Annotated in this window: 19 protein-coding genes and 1 pseudogene; 8 read left to right on the top strand and 12 right to left on the bottom strand. The window is 37.1% G+C overall.

Annotation, left to right across the window (positions count from 1 at the left end):
• Window positions 1–179 precede the first annotated feature (179 nt).
• Entirely contained in the window at window positions 180–1382 is a 1203-nt protein-coding gene (locus QFZ78_RS04420) for an extracellular solute-binding protein (RefSeq protein ID WP_307545725.1), read from the top strand.
• Window positions 1383–1560: 178 nt separating this feature from the next.
• Here QFZ78_RS04420 and QFZ78_RS04415 read toward each other — a convergent pair whose 3' ends face one another.
• Window positions 1561–2898 carry a cation:dicarboxylate symporter family transporter gene (locus tag QFZ78_RS04415; RefSeq protein WP_307545546.1) on the bottom strand — a complete coding sequence of 446 codons (1338 nt, stop codon included), beginning with the start codon at window positions 2896–2898 and terminating at the stop codon, window positions 1561–1563.
• Window positions 2899–4172: 1274 nt separating this feature from the next.
• On the opposite strand from QFZ78_RS04415, the gene QFZ78_RS04410 reads away from it, so the two are divergent.
• The 3 genes from QFZ78_RS04410 (at window position 4173) to ltrA (ending at window position 7441) form a co-directional block, all read left to right on the top strand.
• Window positions 4173–4580 carry a hypothetical protein gene (locus tag QFZ78_RS04410; RefSeq protein WP_307545548.1) on the top strand — a complete coding sequence of 136 codons (408 nt, stop codon included), beginning with the start codon at window positions 4173–4175 and terminating at the stop codon, window positions 4578–4580.
• Window positions 4581–5021: 441 nt separating this feature from the next.
• Window positions 5022–5354, top strand: a complete 333-nt coding sequence (locus QFZ78_RS04405) for a GNAT family N-acetyltransferase (RefSeq protein ID WP_307545550.1) — start codon at window positions 5022–5024, stop codon at window positions 5352–5354.
• A 686-nt stretch (window positions 5355–6040) separates the two neighbouring features.
• Window positions 6041–7441, top strand: coding sequence for a group II intron reverse transcriptase/maturase (gene ltrA / locus QFZ78_RS04400; RefSeq protein ID WP_307545723.1), 1401 nt, complete (start codon window positions 6041–6043; stop codon window positions 7439–7441).
• A 16-nt stretch (window positions 7442–7457) separates the two neighbouring features.
• Here the strand turns inward: ltrA and QFZ78_RS04395 are convergent, their stop codons facing one another.
• From QFZ78_RS04395 to QFZ78_RS04380, 4 genes are read right to left on the bottom strand one after another with little or no spacing between them, the layout of a single operon-like run.
• Window positions 7458–8762, bottom strand: a complete 1305-nt coding sequence (locus QFZ78_RS04395; protein ID WP_307545721.1) for a hypothetical protein — start codon at window positions 8760–8762, stop codon at window positions 7458–7460.
• Window positions 8763–8773: 11 nt separating this feature from the next.
• Window positions 8774–9766, bottom strand: coding sequence for an ATP-binding protein (locus QFZ78_RS04390; RefSeq protein WP_307545719.1), 993 nt, complete (start codon window positions 9764–9766; stop codon window positions 8774–8776).
• Window positions 9767–9779: 13 nt separating this feature from the next.
• Entirely contained in the window at window positions 9780–11720 is a 1941-nt protein-coding gene (locus tag QFZ78_RS04385; RefSeq protein ID WP_307545717.1) for a hypothetical protein, read from the bottom strand.
• The gene (locus QFZ78_RS04380) at window positions 11702–12529 is read right to left on the bottom strand and encodes a TnsA endonuclease N-terminal domain-containing protein (protein WP_307545715.1); all 828 of its coding nucleotides are present in this window, start codon (window positions 12527–12529) and stop codon (window positions 11702–11704) included. Before QFZ78_RS04380 ends, QFZ78_RS04385 begins: the two co-directional genes overlap by 19 nt.
• Window positions 12530–13243: 714 nt before the next feature.
• Between QFZ78_RS04380 and QFZ78_RS04375 the strand changes: the two genes are divergently transcribed.
• Window positions 13244–13510: a helix-turn-helix domain-containing protein gene (locus QFZ78_RS04375; protein ID WP_307545713.1), complete on the top strand. Its 267-nt coding sequence runs from the start codon at window positions 13244–13246 to the stop codon at window positions 13508–13510.
• Here the strand turns inward: QFZ78_RS04375 and QFZ78_RS04370 are convergent.
• On the bottom strand, window positions 13507–13830 hold the full coding sequence (locus QFZ78_RS04370) for a hypothetical protein (RefSeq protein WP_307545711.1): 324 nt from the start codon (window positions 13828–13830) through the stop codon (window positions 13507–13509). The genes QFZ78_RS04375 and QFZ78_RS04370 overlap by 4 nt on opposite strands.
• Before the next feature lie 153 nt (window positions 13831–13983).
• Between QFZ78_RS04370 and QFZ78_RS04365 the strand changes: the two genes are divergently transcribed.
• Window positions 13984–14322 (top strand): helix-turn-helix domain-containing protein, encoded by a 339-nt coding sequence (locus QFZ78_RS04365; protein ID WP_307545709.1) that lies wholly within the window; start codon window positions 13984–13986, stop codon window positions 14320–14322.
• Between the two features lie 558 nt (window positions 14323–14880).
• Here QFZ78_RS04365 and QFZ78_RS04360 read toward each other — a convergent pair.
• Window positions 14881–15723: a tyrosine-type recombinase/integrase gene (locus QFZ78_RS04360; RefSeq protein WP_307545706.1), complete on the bottom strand. Its 843-nt coding sequence runs from the start codon at window positions 15721–15723 to the stop codon at window positions 14881–14883.
• 260 nt (window positions 15724–15983) lie between these two features.
• On the opposite strand from QFZ78_RS04360, the gene QFZ78_RS04355 reads away from it, so the two are divergent.
• A complete protein-coding gene (locus QFZ78_RS04355; protein WP_307545704.1) occupies window positions 15984–16181 on the top strand; it encodes a hypothetical protein in 198 nt (65 codons plus the stop codon).
• Window positions 16182–16317: 136 nt separating this feature from the next.
• Here the strand turns inward: QFZ78_RS04355 and QFZ78_RS04350 are convergent, their stop codons facing one another.
• Genes QFZ78_RS04350 through QFZ78_RS04340 form a run of 3 tightly spaced genes read right to left on the bottom strand, consistent with a single transcriptional unit; the run spans window position 16318 to window position 18104 of the window.
• On the bottom strand, window positions 16318–16971 hold the full coding sequence (locus tag QFZ78_RS04350; RefSeq protein WP_307545702.1) for a carboxylesterase family protein: 654 nt from the start codon (window positions 16969–16971) through the stop codon (window positions 16318–16320).
• Window positions 16972–17029: 58 nt separating this feature from the next.
• Complete coding sequence (locus tag QFZ78_RS04345; RefSeq protein ID WP_307545698.1) at window positions 17030–17497, bottom strand: hypothetical protein; 468 nt, start codon at window positions 17495–17497, stop codon at window positions 17030–17032.
• A gap of 40 nt (window positions 17498–17537) precedes the next feature.
• Window positions 17538–18104, bottom strand: a complete 567-nt coding sequence (locus QFZ78_RS04340; RefSeq protein ID WP_307545696.1) for a hypothetical protein — start codon at window positions 18102–18104, stop codon at window positions 17538–17540.
• 423 nt (window positions 18105–18527) lie between these two features.
• Between QFZ78_RS04340 and QFZ78_RS04335 the strand changes: the two genes are divergently transcribed.
• Complete coding sequence (locus tag QFZ78_RS04335) at window positions 18528–18797, top strand: hypothetical protein (protein ID WP_307545694.1); 270 nt, start codon at window positions 18528–18530, stop codon at window positions 18795–18797.
• 45 nt (window positions 18798–18842) lie between these two features.
• On the opposite strand, the gene QFZ78_RS04330 is transcribed toward QFZ78_RS04335, so the two are convergent.
• Together QFZ78_RS04330 and QFZ78_RS04325 are read right to left on the bottom strand one after the other, a co-directional pair.
• The gene (locus QFZ78_RS04330) at window positions 18843–19139 is read right to left on the bottom strand and encodes a hypothetical protein (protein ID WP_307545693.1); all 297 of its coding nucleotides are present in this window, start codon (window positions 19137–19139) and stop codon (window positions 18843–18845) included.
• 193 nt (window positions 19140–19332) lie between these two features.
• Window positions 19333–19608, bottom strand: a pseudogene (locus QFZ78_RS04325) (VOC family protein); the annotation flags it as partial.
• Window positions 19609–19967: the final 359 nt, after the last annotated feature.

The raw sequence follows: 19967 nt of genomic DNA, 5'->3' as shown, positions 1-19967 counted from the left end.
GTAAACGGGCAGTAAACTTTAGTTAACAAAATTTGTATATTTTACAAATTTCTATATGTACCGTTCGTACTGCTTTTAAAAAACGCGAACATATTTTCTTTTTTAGTAGGAATAATATGGATACTAGTAGAATTATTTAACTCGGAACCAAACACTTAATAAAAGAAGGGAGAATATTGATGGAAAGTATAAGCCAAATCACGATTACAATAAATACTTTTTATCCAGAACAGTATTTCGAAGAAAGAATCGCACAACCAGTTCAAATGAAATTCCCATGGGTTAAACTTATTTATGCGAGTGAAGAACCATTTTTCAATAACAACATTGAGAAATGGCGTTCAACCAATACTTCACCAGATATTCTGTTGATGTTTGGTCCAAGATTTGAAATGCCGCAAATAATTAAAAATAACTTTCAATACGATTTAAATGATTTGATAAGAGAAAATCAATTTGATTTAAGTCAATTTGATTCAACAGCCTTCAATCAAATTTTATGTTTCGGAAATAATGGAGAGGTTTTCGCATTACCATATAACAAAACAGATCATCCACTATTTTACAACAAGGATATTTTTGATAAATTCGGAGTTTCTTACCCACATAATGGCATGAATTGGGATGAAACTATTGAATTAACAAAAAAAGTGACTGGTGAAATTGACGGTGTCTTTTATAGGGGACTAGATATAGCTGACTATGTTCTACTAAGAGAACAATTATCATTGACATGTCTCGACCCTGTAACAGATTACGCCATAGTAAATAATGAAAAATGGAAATTGCTTGCGGAAACTATAAAGGATATCTATACGATTCATGGAAACCTTCCCGATCCCCAAAAGTTATTTAAATTTAATAGTGGTTTTTCCAGAGATAAAAATGTCGCAATGGCTGTAATATGTGCGAATTGTTTAAACGAACCTGAGATAAATTGGGATATAGTGTCGTATCCGACGTTCAGGCAATATCCATTGATAAAACCAACAGCACCTAATAGTTCCTTTTTAATACTAAGCCCTTTTAGCAATAATAAAAAAGTAGCGTTTGAAATCATTTCTTATTTGGTTTCGGAAGAACATCAATTGTATAACTCTAAAAAAGGAGAGGTTTCCTCGTTAAATCAAAGTGTCATTAATGATGCGTATGCTTCTGAACTACCTCATTTTAAAGATAAGAATATTAAAGCATTGTTTGTAAATGTGGGTGCTACACCTGTAGTCGGAAAAAGCATCTTCGAACAAGAAGTGGTTGGTTATGTAAAGGATTCGTTTATTAAAATGGTTTTAGAAAATAAAGATGTTGGTAGCACACTTCAAGAACTTGAATTAACCATTAATAATGCTGTTGGTAAATTGAAAGAAAAACTATATGCCTAAAGAAATACAAGAACCCCAATTGCTATAACGGTGTTATTGATTGTGCTAACTGGGAACGATAGCTAAATTACAAATAGGCTACCGGCAATATGCGGCAGCCTATTGAACGGGCAGATTAGCGGAAATTACTTAAAGTGAAATTATTACATGTTCAAAGGACTCCGTTAGTAATTTGATTTTAAGCATTTAATTGCTGTTTATTCGCAGCTAAGACGTTATTTTCAACCGAAATATATGGAAGACTGCCATCGAGGGCGCTTTTCGCGCGATTATGGTCAAGCAAACCTTCCCAACGTGCAATGACGAAGGTGGCAACAGCGTAGCCGATAATATTCACTGTCGTACGATAATTGCCCATGAATCGGTCCGGTGCAAGCATTAGAGCAACTGCTGCCATAGAGATCGAACCTGTTGCCGCCGCAGTCGCTGACAGGGCCACAAATGCAGAACCCGGTATACCAGCCATCCCCTTGGACGTTAACAAAAGGACTCCCAGAATCATAAGCTGTTCGACAAGACTCAATTCGACGCCGGTTGCTTGGGCAAGAAATATCAGAGCGAGTGATAAATAGATTGACGCCCCGTCTAGGTTGAATGAATATCCGGTCGGAACAACCAGACCGACAACAGCTCGGTTGCAGCCGGCATGTTCAAATTTATTCATGAGCTGCGGCATTGCTGCTTCCGTCGAACCTGTTGCAAACGCGAGAATGATCTCCTCTCGAATGTAGAGGATTAACTTCCAAAGGCTGATGCCAACGAATATTCGTGTGATGATAGCTAACACAAAGAGGAATGCAAGACAAGCGATCGTCATGGCCACAAAGAGTTTACCGAACGACACGAGTGTGGTAACCCCATACTGACTAACAGCGAACGCCATCGCGCCGAATGTCGCTATAGCCGTAAGCTTCATGATATAGCTCATAATTTGAAACACGACTTTATTGAAATGCTCTAGAAGATCGACAACAACCTCCGCTGTTCGTCCGCCTACATGGATAAGCGCAAAACCGAAGAAGCAGGAGATGAGCAGTACCTGCAGCATTGTATTATTCGCAAACGCTGAAACGGCACTATCCGGGATGATATTCAGGAAAAATTGCGCTCCGCTTGGAAGTGTAGAACTCTTAGTGACATTATTGACAGCTTCCGTTGTCAAGGTTCCAGGATCGATGTTCATTCCCGCGCCGGGATTGAATAAGTTCGCCACTACCATGCCTATGATTAGGGCAAAGGTTGTAATAACTTCGAAATAAAGGAGGGTTTTTCCGCCTATCCTACCAACTGATTTGATGTCGCCGACCTTCGCAATACCAACGACGACAACACCAAAAACAAGCGGTGAAATGATCATTTTGATAAGCTTGATGAAACCGTCGCCGACTGGTTTAAGCGTGACACCAATTGTCGGCCAAAGATAACCGACTAAAATACCCCCGATGATTGAAACCATAATCTGAAAAAAAAGGCCTTGATAAAAAGGTTTCTTTACAGTTGCCGTTTTTGGATTCACTATGCATCCTCTTTTCTTCATTTTTTTGATATCAATAGACCTAATGTAATATTTCTTTTCTACTCTGTTCATTATTTTATGTTAACTTATATTACATGAATAGTTTATTTTTATAACATTGTTTGAAAATACAAAATAAGAATCCCCCGTTGTTAACACTGCATAACTGCCGACATCATTGAGATGAACATAATTATGTCCAATCCTCAAAGTAGTTTTTATGTTGTGTTGTTATTTGAATGAGGGGAGGGACAGGAATGTAATAATGTTCTTGTCATCAGTTGTCGGGTGACAAGAAAATAGTCCGATTAATATCCGCCTAAATGGTCTTACCCCCGTCAAGTAGACAGTCAAAAAAGTCGGATTATGCAACGACCGTTTCCTGGTACTCAACCGGGGGACGGTTATTTAGTTTTTTTGAAATCTGTTGTGGTTGTAAAACTCTATGTATTCTTTAATCGCTATAAGTATTTGGATTAATACACGGAGACCTGAACCCATCTAATATCCATGTTATTACTTAGAAAGAGCAAAGATATTTTAGACATGTTGGAAGCAGAAGGAAGTTCAGAAGGGAAAAAGAGAGAAGTTGTTATTAACGCAATAGATATATTGATTTCTAATGGACAGATCTTTCAACTAACGAAGAACGATAGTTAAGAACTTGCTTGCGGCAACCCCTCTTTTTGTTTATTGATTAACTGGCATAATAAAGCAATTACCATCTCTTACTAACTCCATTGTCAGGAGTGAATTGTTGCTATATTTCCAAAAAAAGAACCCGGTCAAGTAAACCGGGTTTGTTGATGCTTTGATAGTATTTGACCTGGTTAACAGCTTTACTTTGATTTCTTTTGCTCTCCAGTTTTACCAGATGACGTGGCATGCTTTGGGTTGTTAGTGTCTTTAGTTTTGCTCATGTTTATTGTGCACCTCCTGTCTTATTCCATAAAAGTATTTCTCCAAAGCGCAATCCTTATTAGAAAAATGGTTGGATTTCGGAATACGGGTTTTTGTATCCCCCCATGCTGATTGAAAAAAAAGGGCAGCCTCTTGCTCACCTAACGGGTAGCATAGTTGAATAAGTAAATTGTTATATTTCTTGATTAGTTAGGCATAATATACTCTAAAAAAAGGGGTATTATTGCTGTGAAAAAAATATCACTGCTCTGTATTTTTTTGTTTTTATTGAGTTCAGAAACACTTTATGCGTAAATCCATCATTTGAACAACCGTATTATGACGGTGGATACAAAACGTTAAAGGAATCATTGATGGAATGTGAACAAAAATTTCAAAGAGAAATTAAATTGCCCAAAATCGAGCCGCCAGTTGATTTTACTCATCGCTTCGGGAGATGTAACTATTCAAAAGATGCGCAATTAGAGATTAATAACCATTATGAAGTTGAATATCTCAATCAAAATAAAGCTGAGAATCATTTTATGATTCGGGTTAATCCGATAAAATATAAGATAAAAAGATTTCCACGGTTAAGTGATACAACACAAACTTATACCTTAAACGATGGAACCGAAGCTATATTTGGTACAACACCTAGGAGGATGTTATTTAATGTATTGGTTTTTGAGAAAGACGGTTGGCAGTATATCATAAGTAGCGATAGACGTTCAGTGACAATAACTGGAGATGTTTTGGTTCAGGTAGCTAACTCGATTTGAAGAGGATTCCTATCAGTTTCTCAAATGGTGGGGCATTATGAACGGACAAGAACAAGAAAGAGTTTCGCGAGGAAGGGTTCGTTGAACTAACGGAAACGTTAGCTTCATAACAAGGTTCAAACAGGCTGCCGGAGATAAACTCGGTGGCCTGTTGTGCTAACGGGCAGGATAACATGGTAGATAAACAGAAAAATTATAGTAGAATTACCGTTGCCGAGGTGCCTTTGGTGAGGAGTCGGAAATGTGAAAGTATTAGATGTAAGGCAAATTAACAGCTTATTTATCGGTAAGATTACATCATTATAAAAAGACATTTACTGAAATTATTAACAAGTAAAACTGCACTTATATTTGATCTGCTATTTGCGGTGGTTTATACTTGGAGCAAGCTGTAGGTAAGCTAAACTAAAGGAGAGTAGATCGGGATGCAAACAAGTACCAATGGTACTTTGGAAGGCAATCGAAATAGGATGGACGTGGCTGTCTCCCGATTTTTGGAGAACAAGTGTAAATACAGAATGTAAGTATCTGCTGCTTAAATATTGCTTTGAAGAACTGAAGGTTATCCGAGTGCAGTTTTCTGTTAGTGGCCAAAATTTAAGATCACAAAGAGCTGTTGAACGGATAGGGGCCAAAAAGGAAGGAGTTTTTCGCAATCACAGAATAAAATCGGACGGTTCAATTCATGACAATGTTTTTTATAGCATTATTGATTCAGAATGGCCAAATGTAAAAGAAAATCTCCACTACTTATTAGCTAATAAATATTCATAAATATAGTAGTAATTAGTAGAGGTAACTGCTTGATTCAACTAACGAGGAACTTTAGCTGAATAAATGTAACAAGAATGAAATCTTATTTTCATATAGCTTTAATGAATCAAGCCTATAATAAAACTGACCCCCTTTAAAATATAAATAATTATGACCCCCAGCCCGTTGCTGTGGGTCACTTTTTTGTTCATTGAAGTAACGGGCAGGATAGTTTAAGTGCGTCAAGTTAAGTCATGTCATTTAGCAGGTGGAAATCCTGCTTGGAAAGACTCTAGCCAAGTCACCAATAGCGAGTCTTGGAGCGGTAAGGGTAACCTTGCGGTTTAAGCGTAGACAGCCAGATAGTAGGCCGTGTGATTGAGCCTCGAAAGAACTGCAAAGATGGGAAGGTCGACGGATTTTAAACTCTCGGAAGACCATAGGACAAACAACGTTACTGGCGAGTTGCATGCCCCTTCCCCGGGGTCAGAGAGCAGGGCATGCTAGACAATGATGACATGGGATCTTGAGAGATCCTATCGGTTCTGCGGCAGACGAGTACTTTTTAGGAAAGGAACCGCAGTATGAACAAACAACCCGGAAAGGAAGGATGTTCAAACGACACGATAGGAAGTCGGATAACTTCATAGTACAAATTATCACTCTCGCTAAGGAAACATGAACTACACACAGGGGTAGGTGCAAACATGGAAACAAAATTAGCAAGAATAGCTGAAATTGCGAAAAGACAACCCAGAGTACAATTCACATCGATGTACCATCTGCTAAATAAGGAATTGTTGCGACAGTGTCATGGAGAACTAGATCCGAACAAAGCGACTGGGGTGGACCAAGTGACTAAGGCAAAGTATGCCGAACAGCTGGAAGAAAACCTCGAGGATTTGGTAGGACGACTCAAGCGGAAAGGATATCGACCGCAACCCGCGCGCCGAATGTACATCCCGAAGGATGAGAAAAGCAAACGACCGTTAGGCATAGCAGCATACGAAGATAAAATCGTGCAATCGGCGTTAAATAAGCTGCTGCAGCAAATCTATGAGCAAGATTTCTTAGACTGCTCTTATGGATTTCGCCCGCAGCGAAGCTGCCATAGAGCCCTAATCCATTTAGATCAGATCATTGATAAACAATCGATTCAATTCATCGTGGATGCGGACATCTCCGGTTTCTTCAATTATGTAGATCACGAGTGGCTCCTAAAGTTCCTGAAACTTCGCATTGGGGATCCAAACATCCTCCATCTCATCAGCCGAATGTTAAAAGCGGGTGTACAAGAAGAAGGACGCCTGGAGCCGACGGAGGAAGGAACTCCGCAGGGTTCGATTATCTCTCCACTGCTTGCGAACATTTATCTACACTATGTACTCGATCTATGGTTCGAGAAACGAGTGAAGCGGCAAAGCCGTGGAAAAGCATTCATGGTACGATATGCTGATGATTTTGTTTGCTGCTTTCAATACGAGACGGATGCGAGGGAATTCTACGAGGCATTGATCCAACGATTAAAAGAGTTCAACCTGAGCATTGCGGAAGAGAAAACAAAGATCATGCGTTTTGGAAGCAATGCGGAAGATTGGTACAAAAGAAATGGTGGCGGAAGACCATCAACTTTTGACTTCCTAGGCTTTACTCATTATTGCAGCAAGAATGCAAAGGGGACATCCTTCCGGGTAAAGCGCAAAACAAGCGCGAAGAAATACAAGAACAAGATCAAGGCATTCGGAAATTGGATGAAGCAGCACCGACATGAAAAGTTGGAAATCTTGATGGCAACGATTCGCAGGAAATTAATCGGGCATTACCAATATTATGGGATCACGGATAATCACCCGAATCTAGTCAAATTCAAGAGAGAAACGGAAAAGGCGTTGATGAAATGGTTAAACCGAAGAAGCCAGAAACAAAGCTTCAATTGGGAAAGCTTTAACCAATTCCTTAAACGAAATCCTTTACCAGAACCCCGCATTTATGTGAATATCTATGGAAAACGCAAGGCGCGAAAGCGCATATGTTTGTGTCGCGAAAGCGCATATGTTTGTGTCGCCGAACACCAACGTACCAATCATGCTGACCAGCTAGAGGCCTAGCTATTCCGATACTTATTCACAAAACCCGTATTTTATACATATGTACGACAAGCCTTGGATACATATGCAATATGATACATGGCGCTTGAATTAGTAATGCTTTTGACAAGGAATCTCTCCCGAGAGTATTCTTGTTCTCTCTACTTTCTATTACAGCGTTTTGACAAACTCGCCAGTATGCAATTAATAGAGCACCTGTAATTCTACCAATCATCCACTTGAGCGCTGTAACATCTTTTGTGGTTTTGATCTCCTTATTCATTCTCCAGTAATCTACAAAATGATCTATTTGTTCATGAATCATTAAAAAAGGAATCGCAAACCCATGATTGAATTTTGTGGGGCGCACCCCGAGATGTATGTATTCCCAGTATTTCGGATCAGCTACCAATAATGTATTACGCCAGGTCATATAAGCAACCGAGCATTCACAGTTTTTTTCAACATTGCGATTATAAAAATACTTTCTAGTCTTATTTAGGCAATATTTATGCTCAGATTTAAGTGATTTTTTGATGTGTCTATCAATAGATTTAAAGACATCTATCACTAACGCATAAAGCTTATCATTCAATTCCCAACCGTATTCTACTTTATTTATACGAGTATTCAGATTTCTATTTGATTCTTCCGCAATATATGACTTCTCAAGAACTTCAAGGCACATTTCCAAGCCTCTTATATTTTCCCATATTTTATTTTCATAAAAATACAGCCTTCTCCCCCGATTTGAATGGTTCAGCCATTCTAATAGCAATGGATCATTAATAATCCTCTTGGTAGACCATAAATTAATCCAACCAACTGAGCGTCTAAACAATAAATGCCCGCAAATACACATAAATGGCTTAAGTTCTTTATCCCTCAATAACATGTAACGTATTTTATTTTTACAGTTGGGGCAATTATATATAAGCTCACACATATGGAACGGACATTTTCGTAATAATTTGAACTGATGAAATAGGCTATGGTGTCCTTCACTCATACATATCTGACAATAAACAAAGGTATCATGAAAAAAACATTCATAACCAAAATACTTACGTTTTAAAACATCGACGATTGTCTCAAGCGAATAAGTATTATGCTCTATAACATTAAATGTAAAAGCCTTCGTTAATAGATTTATATCAAAACCCTCCATTGAATACAGATTTCGAATTTCACTACCATCTAGTACTTTTAGATTTTTAACCCTTTCTGTTCCAAACTCGCAAAGAATTTCGATGGAATTAACCTGATTAGCAAATTTAAACTTTTCAAAGATAGACCACATAGACTCAAAGGGGTGTATCCATTCATTTCTCCAGCAAAACATCCTTTCTCCCCCTAAACTAAGGCCATGTAGATTTCAGACTCAACATATCCTGAACTTAATATCGCTTCCCTCCAGTCATGGATTGTTAACCAATCCTTTGCAAGTCCATGTGAACCTGCTGTTTTAAGTGCAATTTCAATGCTAAGAGTAAGGTACTGCATTGGAATTTCAAATGTTTTAGACAAACCATGTTCCCGCCTTATGTCGATGAATATATTCATAATCGTATCAGCAAATTGAGCTAATCTTTCACCATTGTCAAAAGCTTCTGGGAAGAAATATCTTGTAAATGACCACCCACTGTTCTCTGGAAACTCGGAAAATTTATCATATCCAATTAAGCATGTCTTAATTTCCTCGATTTTCTTTACACCAGAGAATTCATATTCTTTCGTCATGAACCTTCCAATTATTTGAGCTTTTTTTTGTTGCAACATCGATGTCCTTATAGAGAGCAACTCTTTTTGGCCAATTAGTATGACGGTCATTGAAATGCCAGCCTCATTTAGGTCATTGTAAATATCCATCAACCAATCATATTGTAGCTCTACGAGTCTTTGGGCTTCGTCAATGAAGACAATAACACGTCTCAAACCTGATTTTTCGCCTTTTTCAATTAAGAAGTTGGAAACACGAGCTCTTTTCCTAATTGCTTTTCCAGTTGAAGGAAAACCATGATCAAAATCCTCTAGAAGATGTTCGAAGAATGTGTCTTCTGAAGGTATTTTGTACTTTCTGCAACGTGTTTTTAATATAGGTAAATTGTCCCCAAGCTCTCTAGGAATGACCTCCATCATATATTTCAGAGCTTGTGACTTTCCAATCCTCGGTCGACCGAAAATGATTCCACCTGACGCTCGCTTAGTTACCCAATCTTTAACTACGGTATTTGCCTTAAGTATTTCCTTTGTTGGAATCACATATTGGCCCGTTTCGATGGGATGGTGACCAATTGAAACTATTGGACGAATCTTAGTTGGGACTGCAGCATTTATTTCTGACATGTTGAATCTCCTTTTAAAATATTATTGTATGGTGTTGCAGATCTTCATCATCATTAATATCAACCATCGATAGATCAGATGTATTTTCAAAAAGTAAATCCAATGTTGTTGCAGCTTGAGCTTCTTCTGCTTTTTGCTGTTGTAATCTTCGTATTTGAGCCAGCCTATTAACACTTGACTTGTCTTTTTGAAGTGCCATGTTAGTCATATATATCTGGTACACTGAAATAGGGTCATCATATTTTGAATAATGTATGACCTTTTTTTCTTTAAGGCGGTGTATCTGTTGACGCAATTTTAGCGAGTGAGGCATTTCTGACCATTTACCTGCAACAGTAAGAATTCCAAACTCTGTACCATCAGGTAAAAAGGCGCGAAGGAATCGAATGTCATCGACGTTTACATGTATGTTCAGTTTCGATCCAATAAGCTGACCTGAGTTTGCTAAAATGTCGTTACGGTACTCCTCATTTGCAAAGTTGATGTGTGGACGTTTTCCTGTCTTAAGATTTCCTCTTACTTCCCTGAATATCTCTATTTGCATAAACGCAACATCTGACCTCTTGTTTTCTTCTAAATTGGTTGGTAACATGCCTCTACCAAGTCTTTGTTCCATTGCTTCGAGAGGTGTTAGATGACTAATTCCCCCATGTGGAGTGCCATTATAATTGGCTATTAAGACTTCCGCTAATTCCTCTAAGTTCTCCAATGTTATGTGATATTGGATGGCCTTTTTTTCAGGATTGTTTCTTCTCGGATCTTTCGGATTGCTGCCAGTAGTGCTTGGCAAACGGTGGAACCCATACTCCTCAAGTGTTTGGAAAAATCTTTCTATATATGGACGTCGCATGGGGAGTGAAACGGGACCTGCATTAACACTACAACCAATAAGATGCTTTAACTTATCTCTCACCATATTAGCCAGGTTTGCTTTGCCGTTATCAAATGATAATTCTTCCCACACTGCCCATTCGCAGTCTTTCAATTTATCTGATGGAAATCCACCATCATCTATAATCTTTAATCCAGGTATGGTAAAATCTACAGTTTTATGAGGCATTACTGCCTTACGAATACAAGTCATAACATCAACTGCAGAAATTTCTTTGTTAAGACTGATATAATGTGATAAGACAGTTCGGGTGCCAACATCTATTAACGACAAGATCCATATCCTTTCTAAAATTCGATTTACTTCATCCCCATCGACTGTAGTAAAAGATATAGAAAATACAGCGTCAATCCGGTGAGCATCAAATTGTACCCTTTGATAAGGTCTAACAATATTAGGCTCATTTTGTTCACTGATACCTGTATTATTCGATTTTTTATGAGCATCTTCTCCATACCTGCTGCTAGCTATTCCAAAATGTTTTAACTCGATTTTTTTCAAGTATCTTTGAAGTGACCGATATCCTTGGCTTTCAGTATTGAATGGGTATTCATCGAGTTTTATCCCTTCTTTACGACATGCTTCGGTGAACTTGCTAAACAAATGTACGGGTTTTATTACCGGTTCAGTTGGACTTTTTGACCTTCTCTTCAAATACAAGTCGTGTATTAAGTTACGTATCGTTGGATATCGATCTAGTAAGAGTTCGAACTCCCCAGTACGTTTATGCTCATGAAAACCCTTCTCAGATTTCTTTTTCTTATAAATCCGAACATTTTTTTGTGGCCTAAGAGCCCGAAATCCCCAGAGGTATCCATCCGCGTCAAAACTCAAGCAACGCCGAACAAGTCTTCGTAGCTCGTTTCGACTTATGCGTGTCTGAGCTACTATTTGTTTTTCACTCAATATACCCTTCAGGTACTCCTCTACTGCTTGTTTCCGCCTAAGGTAGGTATCTTGATCAGTATCATGTAAGGCATTGACATCTACTTCTGGCCACAAACCGTAGTTTAGATACTGAGCATCAACAACTTCATGTTCAATTAATTTTCTTCTAGGCATTTTATTTTCACCATTGTATTATTCCCATAGGGATGTTTATCTAAGTTGTGAGTTAGCTTTCCATTATAAATTAACCAGGCGCAGGCAAGCTGAATATCGTTCGGTCGTAATTCCGGGAACACTTGATTAATTTCAAAAAAGCTGCATTCTTCCTTTAATATTTCTGAAATCAGTTTGAGTCTGTCTTCAGAAATACAAATACATCTCGATTTGATAAGTGAAAGGATTTTCTTTTTATTTGAAAGAAGCAATGGATTTTGCCGAATTTGTTTCTCAGTCATTACTTCGTGATGGAACCCATTTTCCTTACACCATTCTTGTTGAGCTTTTATTTGTCGTCGTGCTCTCTCGCCTTCTTCGTTTTCAGCCTCCAGAACATCGAAATACTTTACCTCAACGAAAGTGTTGATTCCATTCTTGGTATACCACATGTCCACAACAGTTTTGGTTAATAAACGATCATGAATATAGGGGATCTTGAACGCTTGTTCACAATAGTTACTAATAGTGGGTTCTGTTTCTACAGTTACCCAATGGTCATACTCCAAATTACTAAAAAAGCAAACATCTCTATTTAATTTAGGAGCATAACTTTCCCAATACTCACTTCCATACTTTAAACCCCTGGTCATTTTTATTGGTTGAAATTGGAACGTAGCATGGTTCTGCTCTCCTTCCCCTGTGTTTCTTGCACGCTGCTCAGAATCATGCCCAGCAGTTAATGAAGACTCATCAACATTAGGCCAAATGGCCGGATTGACATGTACTGAACGGAATCCATCTTGCTCAGAAATTCTTATTCTACTCACAAATTACACTCCTCGTTATTGATATACTTCTGAGTCTGACATTGGATTCTAGAATCTCGCCCGATTCGACATTAATTAATGTATGAATCCAGGGTCTAGCATGAAATTTAAACACTTCATCAGAAGAGCTAACTTCTAATGCAACTAAACAGTCAAATACGTTTGAATCAATTTGAACCGACATGTTGAAATGGATATTACTCATAGCTCCACACCTCCATCTTTTCCCGAGATACATGTATCGAGGGCTGCATCAATCTCCCCTTCGTAGTAATGCTTGGAGCCGAAGACCGCGAGACACTTCAGCAGTTTCTGGAGAACCCATACTTGTCCAGGGTTGCAGAAGCGGTTTTCGCCGATCAGATTTTACCGTAATCATGGTAGCTTGTGAACTGCTATGCTTAAACAGGAGGCTTTGGCACCCCAATTGAATCGTTCAGCAAGCCCTACTAAATGTAAACTCTAACATGTCACAAGTGTTCCTGATTGTAGATATTCCCATTTTGTCGATGAGATAGACATGAATTATAAATTTTTTTCTGTTTATCTTGGCTCTATAAAATACCTTGGATAATGGTATATTAATCAATTAATTAATATATATATATATAAATATATGACTATATTAAATTGTACTATTTTAGTTTTAGAGAGCTTTGAATTGGAAATAATAGATTTATAGAAATAATATTTTATGGTTGGAGGTAATAAATCATGAGAAAAAAAGTAGTTGCTAGCTTGAAATTTGATGCAATTCTATATGAAGAAATTGGAAGGAAAGTTAAAGATGCTAGAGTAATGAGGGGATTTACACAGCAAGAACTGAGTGATCGTATTAGGCTTTCAAGAAGTTCAGTAGCAAGTATTGAGATTGGTGTTCAGAAAATTCCGTTGCATACACTATATGAAATATGTTTTGTGCTTGGTATAGAAGTACATCAGGTGTTGCCAAATAACAATAAAGATACTTACATAAGTTAATCGAATTTTTTAGGCTTCTTTTGTTCAAAGTAACGTTTCTTCATTTCTTGTATTTTTTGATAGTATACTTGCTTCATTTCAAATGTAAAACTGGACTCTGGACACTCTTGACTAACAGGTAGTGCTATATCAAATACTATGATTTCTTCATAATTTGATGGGTGAGTCAAAATAGGGATACTCCACTCCCCTACCTTCTCAGCTAGTTCAAACCATTTATTTTCTAGACACTTTGAACTTGTATAATATGTTTCACCGTATTTAATCCCCAGTGGTGTAACAATTCCTTTTTCAAAAGTATATTCGTTTAATTTATCCATCTCTATCACCTCAACAATAGTATTAATCTACTAGTAGTTATTATCAAATTAACTATTTTTTATACTTATAAGTAGTATTTTAATTTTTACTACTTATACGTTCGTGTTTCATTAACTATCCTTTGTCTACACTCTTATTGAGGTGTATTATACATGGGCGACATTTTAAAAATTGTTGGTGCTAGAGTTAGAGATATTCGTAAAGATCGCGGATTAACTCAGGAACAATTAGCTGAGGTGTCTGGATTCCATTTTACTTACGTAGGTGCAGTAGAACGTGGTGAAAAAAACATAACTTTACTTAATCTTGAAAAAATGGCTGAAGCATTAAATACCGAAGTTCAAGAACTGTTTAGATATGCTGAGCTTGACTTAGGTCAAACTAGCAAACAAAGAGATCTTCAAGAAGTCCTTAATTTACTCATGCGTCAATCAAACGAGGAGATAAAAAGGGCAAAATTGATTTTATCTGAGTTTTATAGAAGTAAATAAGCATAAAACTAAAGAGGTTATCCCTATTGTGGGATAACCTCTTTTTCGAATATTTGAGTCAACTATACGAATTATTAATTTTAATAAAAATTTGAAAAAGCTACTCAGAATTCAGAATTGGAAATTTGGATGTTTCTTGTTGTCTACAACCTCTTGATGTTGTGGATATGAAGCAATGTAAATGTTTTATTGCCATGATGGGCAACCTTGATAAAGTCATTATTTTATATGCTTTTTTGTAACTTAACCCATAAGTTTGCCGCTTTGGAAAGCTTATGCTTCCAATTTACCATGGCAAACTTATGCTTCCTAATTTAAAAAAGCCCTTGAAAAACAAGGACGATTGATAAAGCAAAAACCAATTTATGATGATAGCCGCTCGCATTCTGCGAGTTCAAATTGCCATGCTATAAAGGAACTTCTTACAACAGCAATCGGAAAAATGTTGATATTGATGTAATCATAAACGGATTAAAAAAAATACCTATCTTCCTTTGAAATCAAAACAAGGCCGTTTATACGCATCATAGCTACTCTTCCGTTAGCCTCACATGGATCCTAAAAATAACGTCGATACAATTCTCTCCGTCGTTCACCCCGCAACTGGGCATATATCTGAGTAGTTGATGCTTTTTCATGCCCAAGCATACCTTGTATAAACTCCAATGGTGCACCGTTATCTAACAGTTGACAAGCATAGGTATGACGAAAACGATGTGGGTATACATTTGCAGCTACTTCACCTCGCGCCGCCAACAGTTTTAATGAGTGGCGGATCGTTGGGATACTCAAACGGCGGATAGGATTACTTTCGGTGACGAACAACGCTTTACTGGAATCCTCACGACTCTCAAGGTATCTCTTTAACCACACCTTGCATTCTGTCGTAAAATATACTTCCCTCTGTTTCGAACCCTTTCCATTTACAATGGCCGAGCAGTTTTCCCAGTTGATGTCTTCAATATTTAATTTCTGTACTTCTCCGACACGGCAACCCGTACAATACAGGAATTCTAGAAGAGCATGCTCACGTGGTGAATGACAGGAAATCTTGAGATGGATAACATCTTCTTCTATCAGAAATTTGGGAATTCGTTTATCCATCTTTGGTTCTCTCAGCTTAAGGGATGGATTTTTAGGAATATGACCTTCTTCAAAAGCAAAACGAAAAAAAGAACGTACAAATCGGATTCGATGTCCTAAACTGCTTGGTTTTAATCGCTCTGTTTGTTTGGCCAAATAATCTTTTAGCAGATTTATAGATACCTCCTCGATTTCGAGATTACCCAAATCGCGGATCAACATCTTTAACTGGAGAGAGTAAGCTTTTAATGTGTGAGGACTGAATCCCAATATTCGTTTATCAGCTTCATACAGCATCCATAACTCTTCTAATTTCATAGCAAACCCCTCCCAATATATCTAATAATTCTAGCTTTACTAGAATCGGGAGGATTTAATCTGTCTAAATTATCTTTTTCAAAATAATTAAGATAACATGCTTATTAAATTTGTGTACCCGGGAGCTTAATAACAAAAACTTAGCAAAATAGTAGAACGGACTGTTAAAATTCTTTCATTAACTTCTTGAGTAGTACTGTAAATAATTTCATATTTATGTAATAATGTAACATATAATTATTTTATTAAGGGAGATAAACATGCCAAAACAACGTCAACTGACAGAACCTTCAGATTTTGAACGGATGCGTGTATTTCAACAACCAATCTCGATTTTTTTACAAGGTGAACTAATAGGTGAGAATGTAATAATTCAATCTCATGATGACGAATTAGTATTAAGCACCATTGGAGAACGGTACGTTAAGGCAAATTGTCAATTTCTTAGTAAAAGATAATTCCAATACCATTCTCATAATCATAGAATATAGTTATCACTAAGAAGAATTAACGTAAATAACAAAGGCCAGTTTGCTGAAGCAAACTGACCTTTGTTATTTAACTATAGTTCCCTGTTAGCTGAGCGAAGGTATCTTACTTTGTTTGTTCTAGTAACCATGTATATAACTCTTGGTTACTCAATGTTTCTCGCATTATGTCATGTCCCAAATCTGGATAAATAGTAAGTCTAACATTCCCTTGATGCTTTTCTATAGCGGATACCATATCCGTCATTTGTTCTAATGGGACAATATCATCTTTAGCCCCATGAAAAGCCCAAATTGATATATCTTTGAGCTTCTCTGCTTTTGATACTTGCCCCCCTGAACTCAATGGCACAATTGCTGCAAACATTTTTGGATTATGTATAGCTAAATCCCAAACGCCATATCCTCCCAAACTATATCCAATCAAAAAAATACGTCTACCATCTACGCGATGATTAGCCGAAAGCTCTTCTATTAAAGCAGTAACTGCGTCACGCTCCATATTCCAATATGACTCACTCGGACATTGGGGAACCGCTACTACGAAAGGCAGTGATAAATTACCTTCGTTAGCCGCTTCTAGCAATCCATAATTCAATAATTGAGTTACATTATCTCCTCTCATATCCATACCATGTAAAAAAACGATTAGTCCCCATTCTCGAGTTTGGTCTGCATATCCGTCAGGAAAAGAAATGAGATAATCAATTTGTACTTTCTTGGTTATTTCCACACTTAGTGTACTTCGTTTTATTGTCATTTAAATAATCCTTTCAAAAGCTAATATCGTTTCTCATTTCACTAACGTATCCGTTAGCTCAACGGTCCCCCTCAACAATCAATCCCTTTAACAACAGAAACTGTTTCATTGGAAATTCATGATTTATCCATTTTTCTTTATATCCATCGACTCCGTGCTTCTGCAATATTAAATCCAAAGTGTTTATAACTGCGTGAACAAACTCTAAGAATGAACATGTTTCATTTAAATCCGTACCTAACTCCTTTTTCGAGTACATATCTTCATAGGAAACAATTTTCACATTTATGTTTTTACTGTCAATTCTTTCTAACGTCCAAACTATTCCACCAGGCTCCTCTAACCATTCGAAAGTCGCATGCCTCACAGGAAAGGAAACCAATTCAGGTGTAATCGAAATCAAAGACTTCAATAGCTCGTACAATGCATCTGATAAATAACTTGGAGAAAAATAAGCTTCTTGCGAGTTAATCTCAATTGATCCAAGTGCCCAGCCTGCATCATCTAACTTATAAATAAATTCCATATTCTATCACCATTTCTCATTAGCTTACTCTGCCTTAAAATTAAGTAGCTATGACTCCTTCAGAAATAACCCTACCGATGTTATAAATATCACCATCGTCAAAGCCTGTCGCAATGAATAATTTGGGTCTATAAAAATTAATGAATTGGTCTTTGTTATTCTTGAAAAATTCAATCAAGTACAACGCTGCAATACTTAGTGCAAGAAAAACATAAGCATCATAGTTCTCTTCTGTTAACTCATCTATCTTATCGTGTATCAATAAATCAATGTACCTTTGCTCTGGAAAATAGTCGTTGTTACAAGCCCAATCTGTACCTTCCTTATTCCACTCAGATGAACCAGATATGTAATAGCTTATTCCTTCATTACTTTCAAAAATACCCAGATTAAGAGATATTATTGTAATTGGAAGAGGATCTTTCTTGAAAATAGAGCTAAGAAGACTCTGAAATTCGCTGAAAGACCCAGCAATTATTCTTGTCAACTCATCTTTCTCTAGTTCAAATTTAGTAAGCTCGCTCAATATTAACTCAATTCCGCTGTGTAGATCTGGCTTCTGATCAATAATTTTATTTAAGGAGTGCTCTATTTTTTCAAAGTCCATACGCCTCACCATCCCTTTAGTCATACTTTAAAGTTATTCGGAGTATAGATCCAACTTCCTTTTTCACATAAAACAACTGACTGTAAACGCAGCAAAAGCTACCGGATCCGATCTACCGGTAGCCTCATTCTGATGCCATTCAACTAACGTTTCCCGTTAGTTTAATGATTAATGCCATGCAGAATTCATTTTGGGAAATGACGAGTTTCTCTACTTAACTGATATAAGGTGAGCTCAAATATCACGTGAAGATTAAACGTGATAATAACGGTATTGCTTGTGAGAAGTATTTATATGATAATTTAAATGTAAGATCCTTTTTTTGAGGAGTGGATTTCATGCTAAATCCCAATACCTTCTTCCGTTAGTTGCGTTGGTGCCATGGTGCAAACCATAATCTAACCCCACGCAGCGGGGAAGAAAATGTTCGATCAAGAAGAAATCTTGGCTTGGGAAAACGAAATTACTGTTAAAAAGACATTTATTAAGACAAAACGCTATAAGGACCCACGAATTGAGAAACTAAAAGAGGTTCGAAAAGGTATTAAAGCAGTGCATTACAACAAAGAAATAAAATCCTGTCGAAAAGATCATTACAGGCTTTACAGAAACAAGATGACTCAATTGGTACGCTCAGAGAATTTTGATATGATTGTTAGCTACAAAAGAACAAGCGGCTGGCTAACTTGGTAAATATTCATTAAACCGTGAACCCGGTGTCAATAGACCCGGGTTTTCTTAATTTGCTTTCAATGGGAATAATTCCGAAAATGTCTTATACCAACTAATCCTTTTGGATTTAATCAATGACAATGCTTCGTTCAAGGCAACCTCGCTCAGACTTCCTAACTGTTTAAAATCAATGCTAGATTTTCGTAACCAAATTTCTGCTAATGATTCGCCAGCACTGGCTCTAATCATGTCATCGAACGAAACGTCATTGGCGACTTTCATAAGAATGTGTATCACATGATCATCATCAAATTTAGATAAATCCATAACTGCATCATCAATTTCATCTTCTCTTGATGTCATGTCATAAACTATTCCAATCAAACTTTCTATTTCTGTTTTCGATGTCCTCACTCCTCACTAAAAATATACCGTAGTCATCATATCACATTGAGCATAACTGCCCTGTTAGTGCAATGTCGGCTGCCCCGCGGCAGCCGTTTTGGTGTTGAACTATCGTTCTGCGTTAGCTCAATAGCAAATGAATTACAACTCGTTATTTCTCCCAAAGCTCGACCAGTCGACCTTCAGGATCTTCAATCCAAATAAACTTTCCAAATTCACTAATCTCTTTTTTCTTTGCAAGAGGTACACCAATATGTTCAAGATGCTTAATAGTCTCGTTTAGATTATGTACTTGGAAATTTAACATCACTTGTTGTTCTATTGGAAAATAACTGTCATTCTCGGTAAAGAAAGAAAAGATAGTCTCATTTCCTAATTGGGGTTTTATCACAGTCCCATTCCAATTTTCTATTTCAATCTTCAATACACATGGGCTGGCAAAGCCTACCAATCAATAACTTTTGTAAAATACCAATAGCCATGGTATTTAAAATCCACAAAAAAATCGAAGGTATCTTGAAACGCCGTTGTAAATGTTCAAATATGAACAATTTGGTTTACTGTGAACCACTTGTTGATCTTAAAGGCTATGAGATTAAACACGAAAATTGCAATAATAAGTCCGACCATAATTTTTCCTTTTTTCTTTTGGCATACCCAATTCGAACTACTATAATTAAAAAGAATTCCTATCTCAATTCTTCTACCCCGTTAGTTCAATAAAAAGAGCAGGCTATTAATTAATTGCCGTCTCTTTCCTATTTTTAAATTTTCATCTTGTAGAAT

Source organism: Paenibacillus sp. V4I5 (assembly GCF_030817255.1).
Classification (GTDB): Bacteria; Bacillota; Bacilli; order Paenibacillales; family NBRC-103111; genus Paenibacillus_E.
The sequence above is the reverse complement of the archived record's forward strand: the minus strand, read 5'-3'. Positions and strand labels throughout refer to the sequence as shown.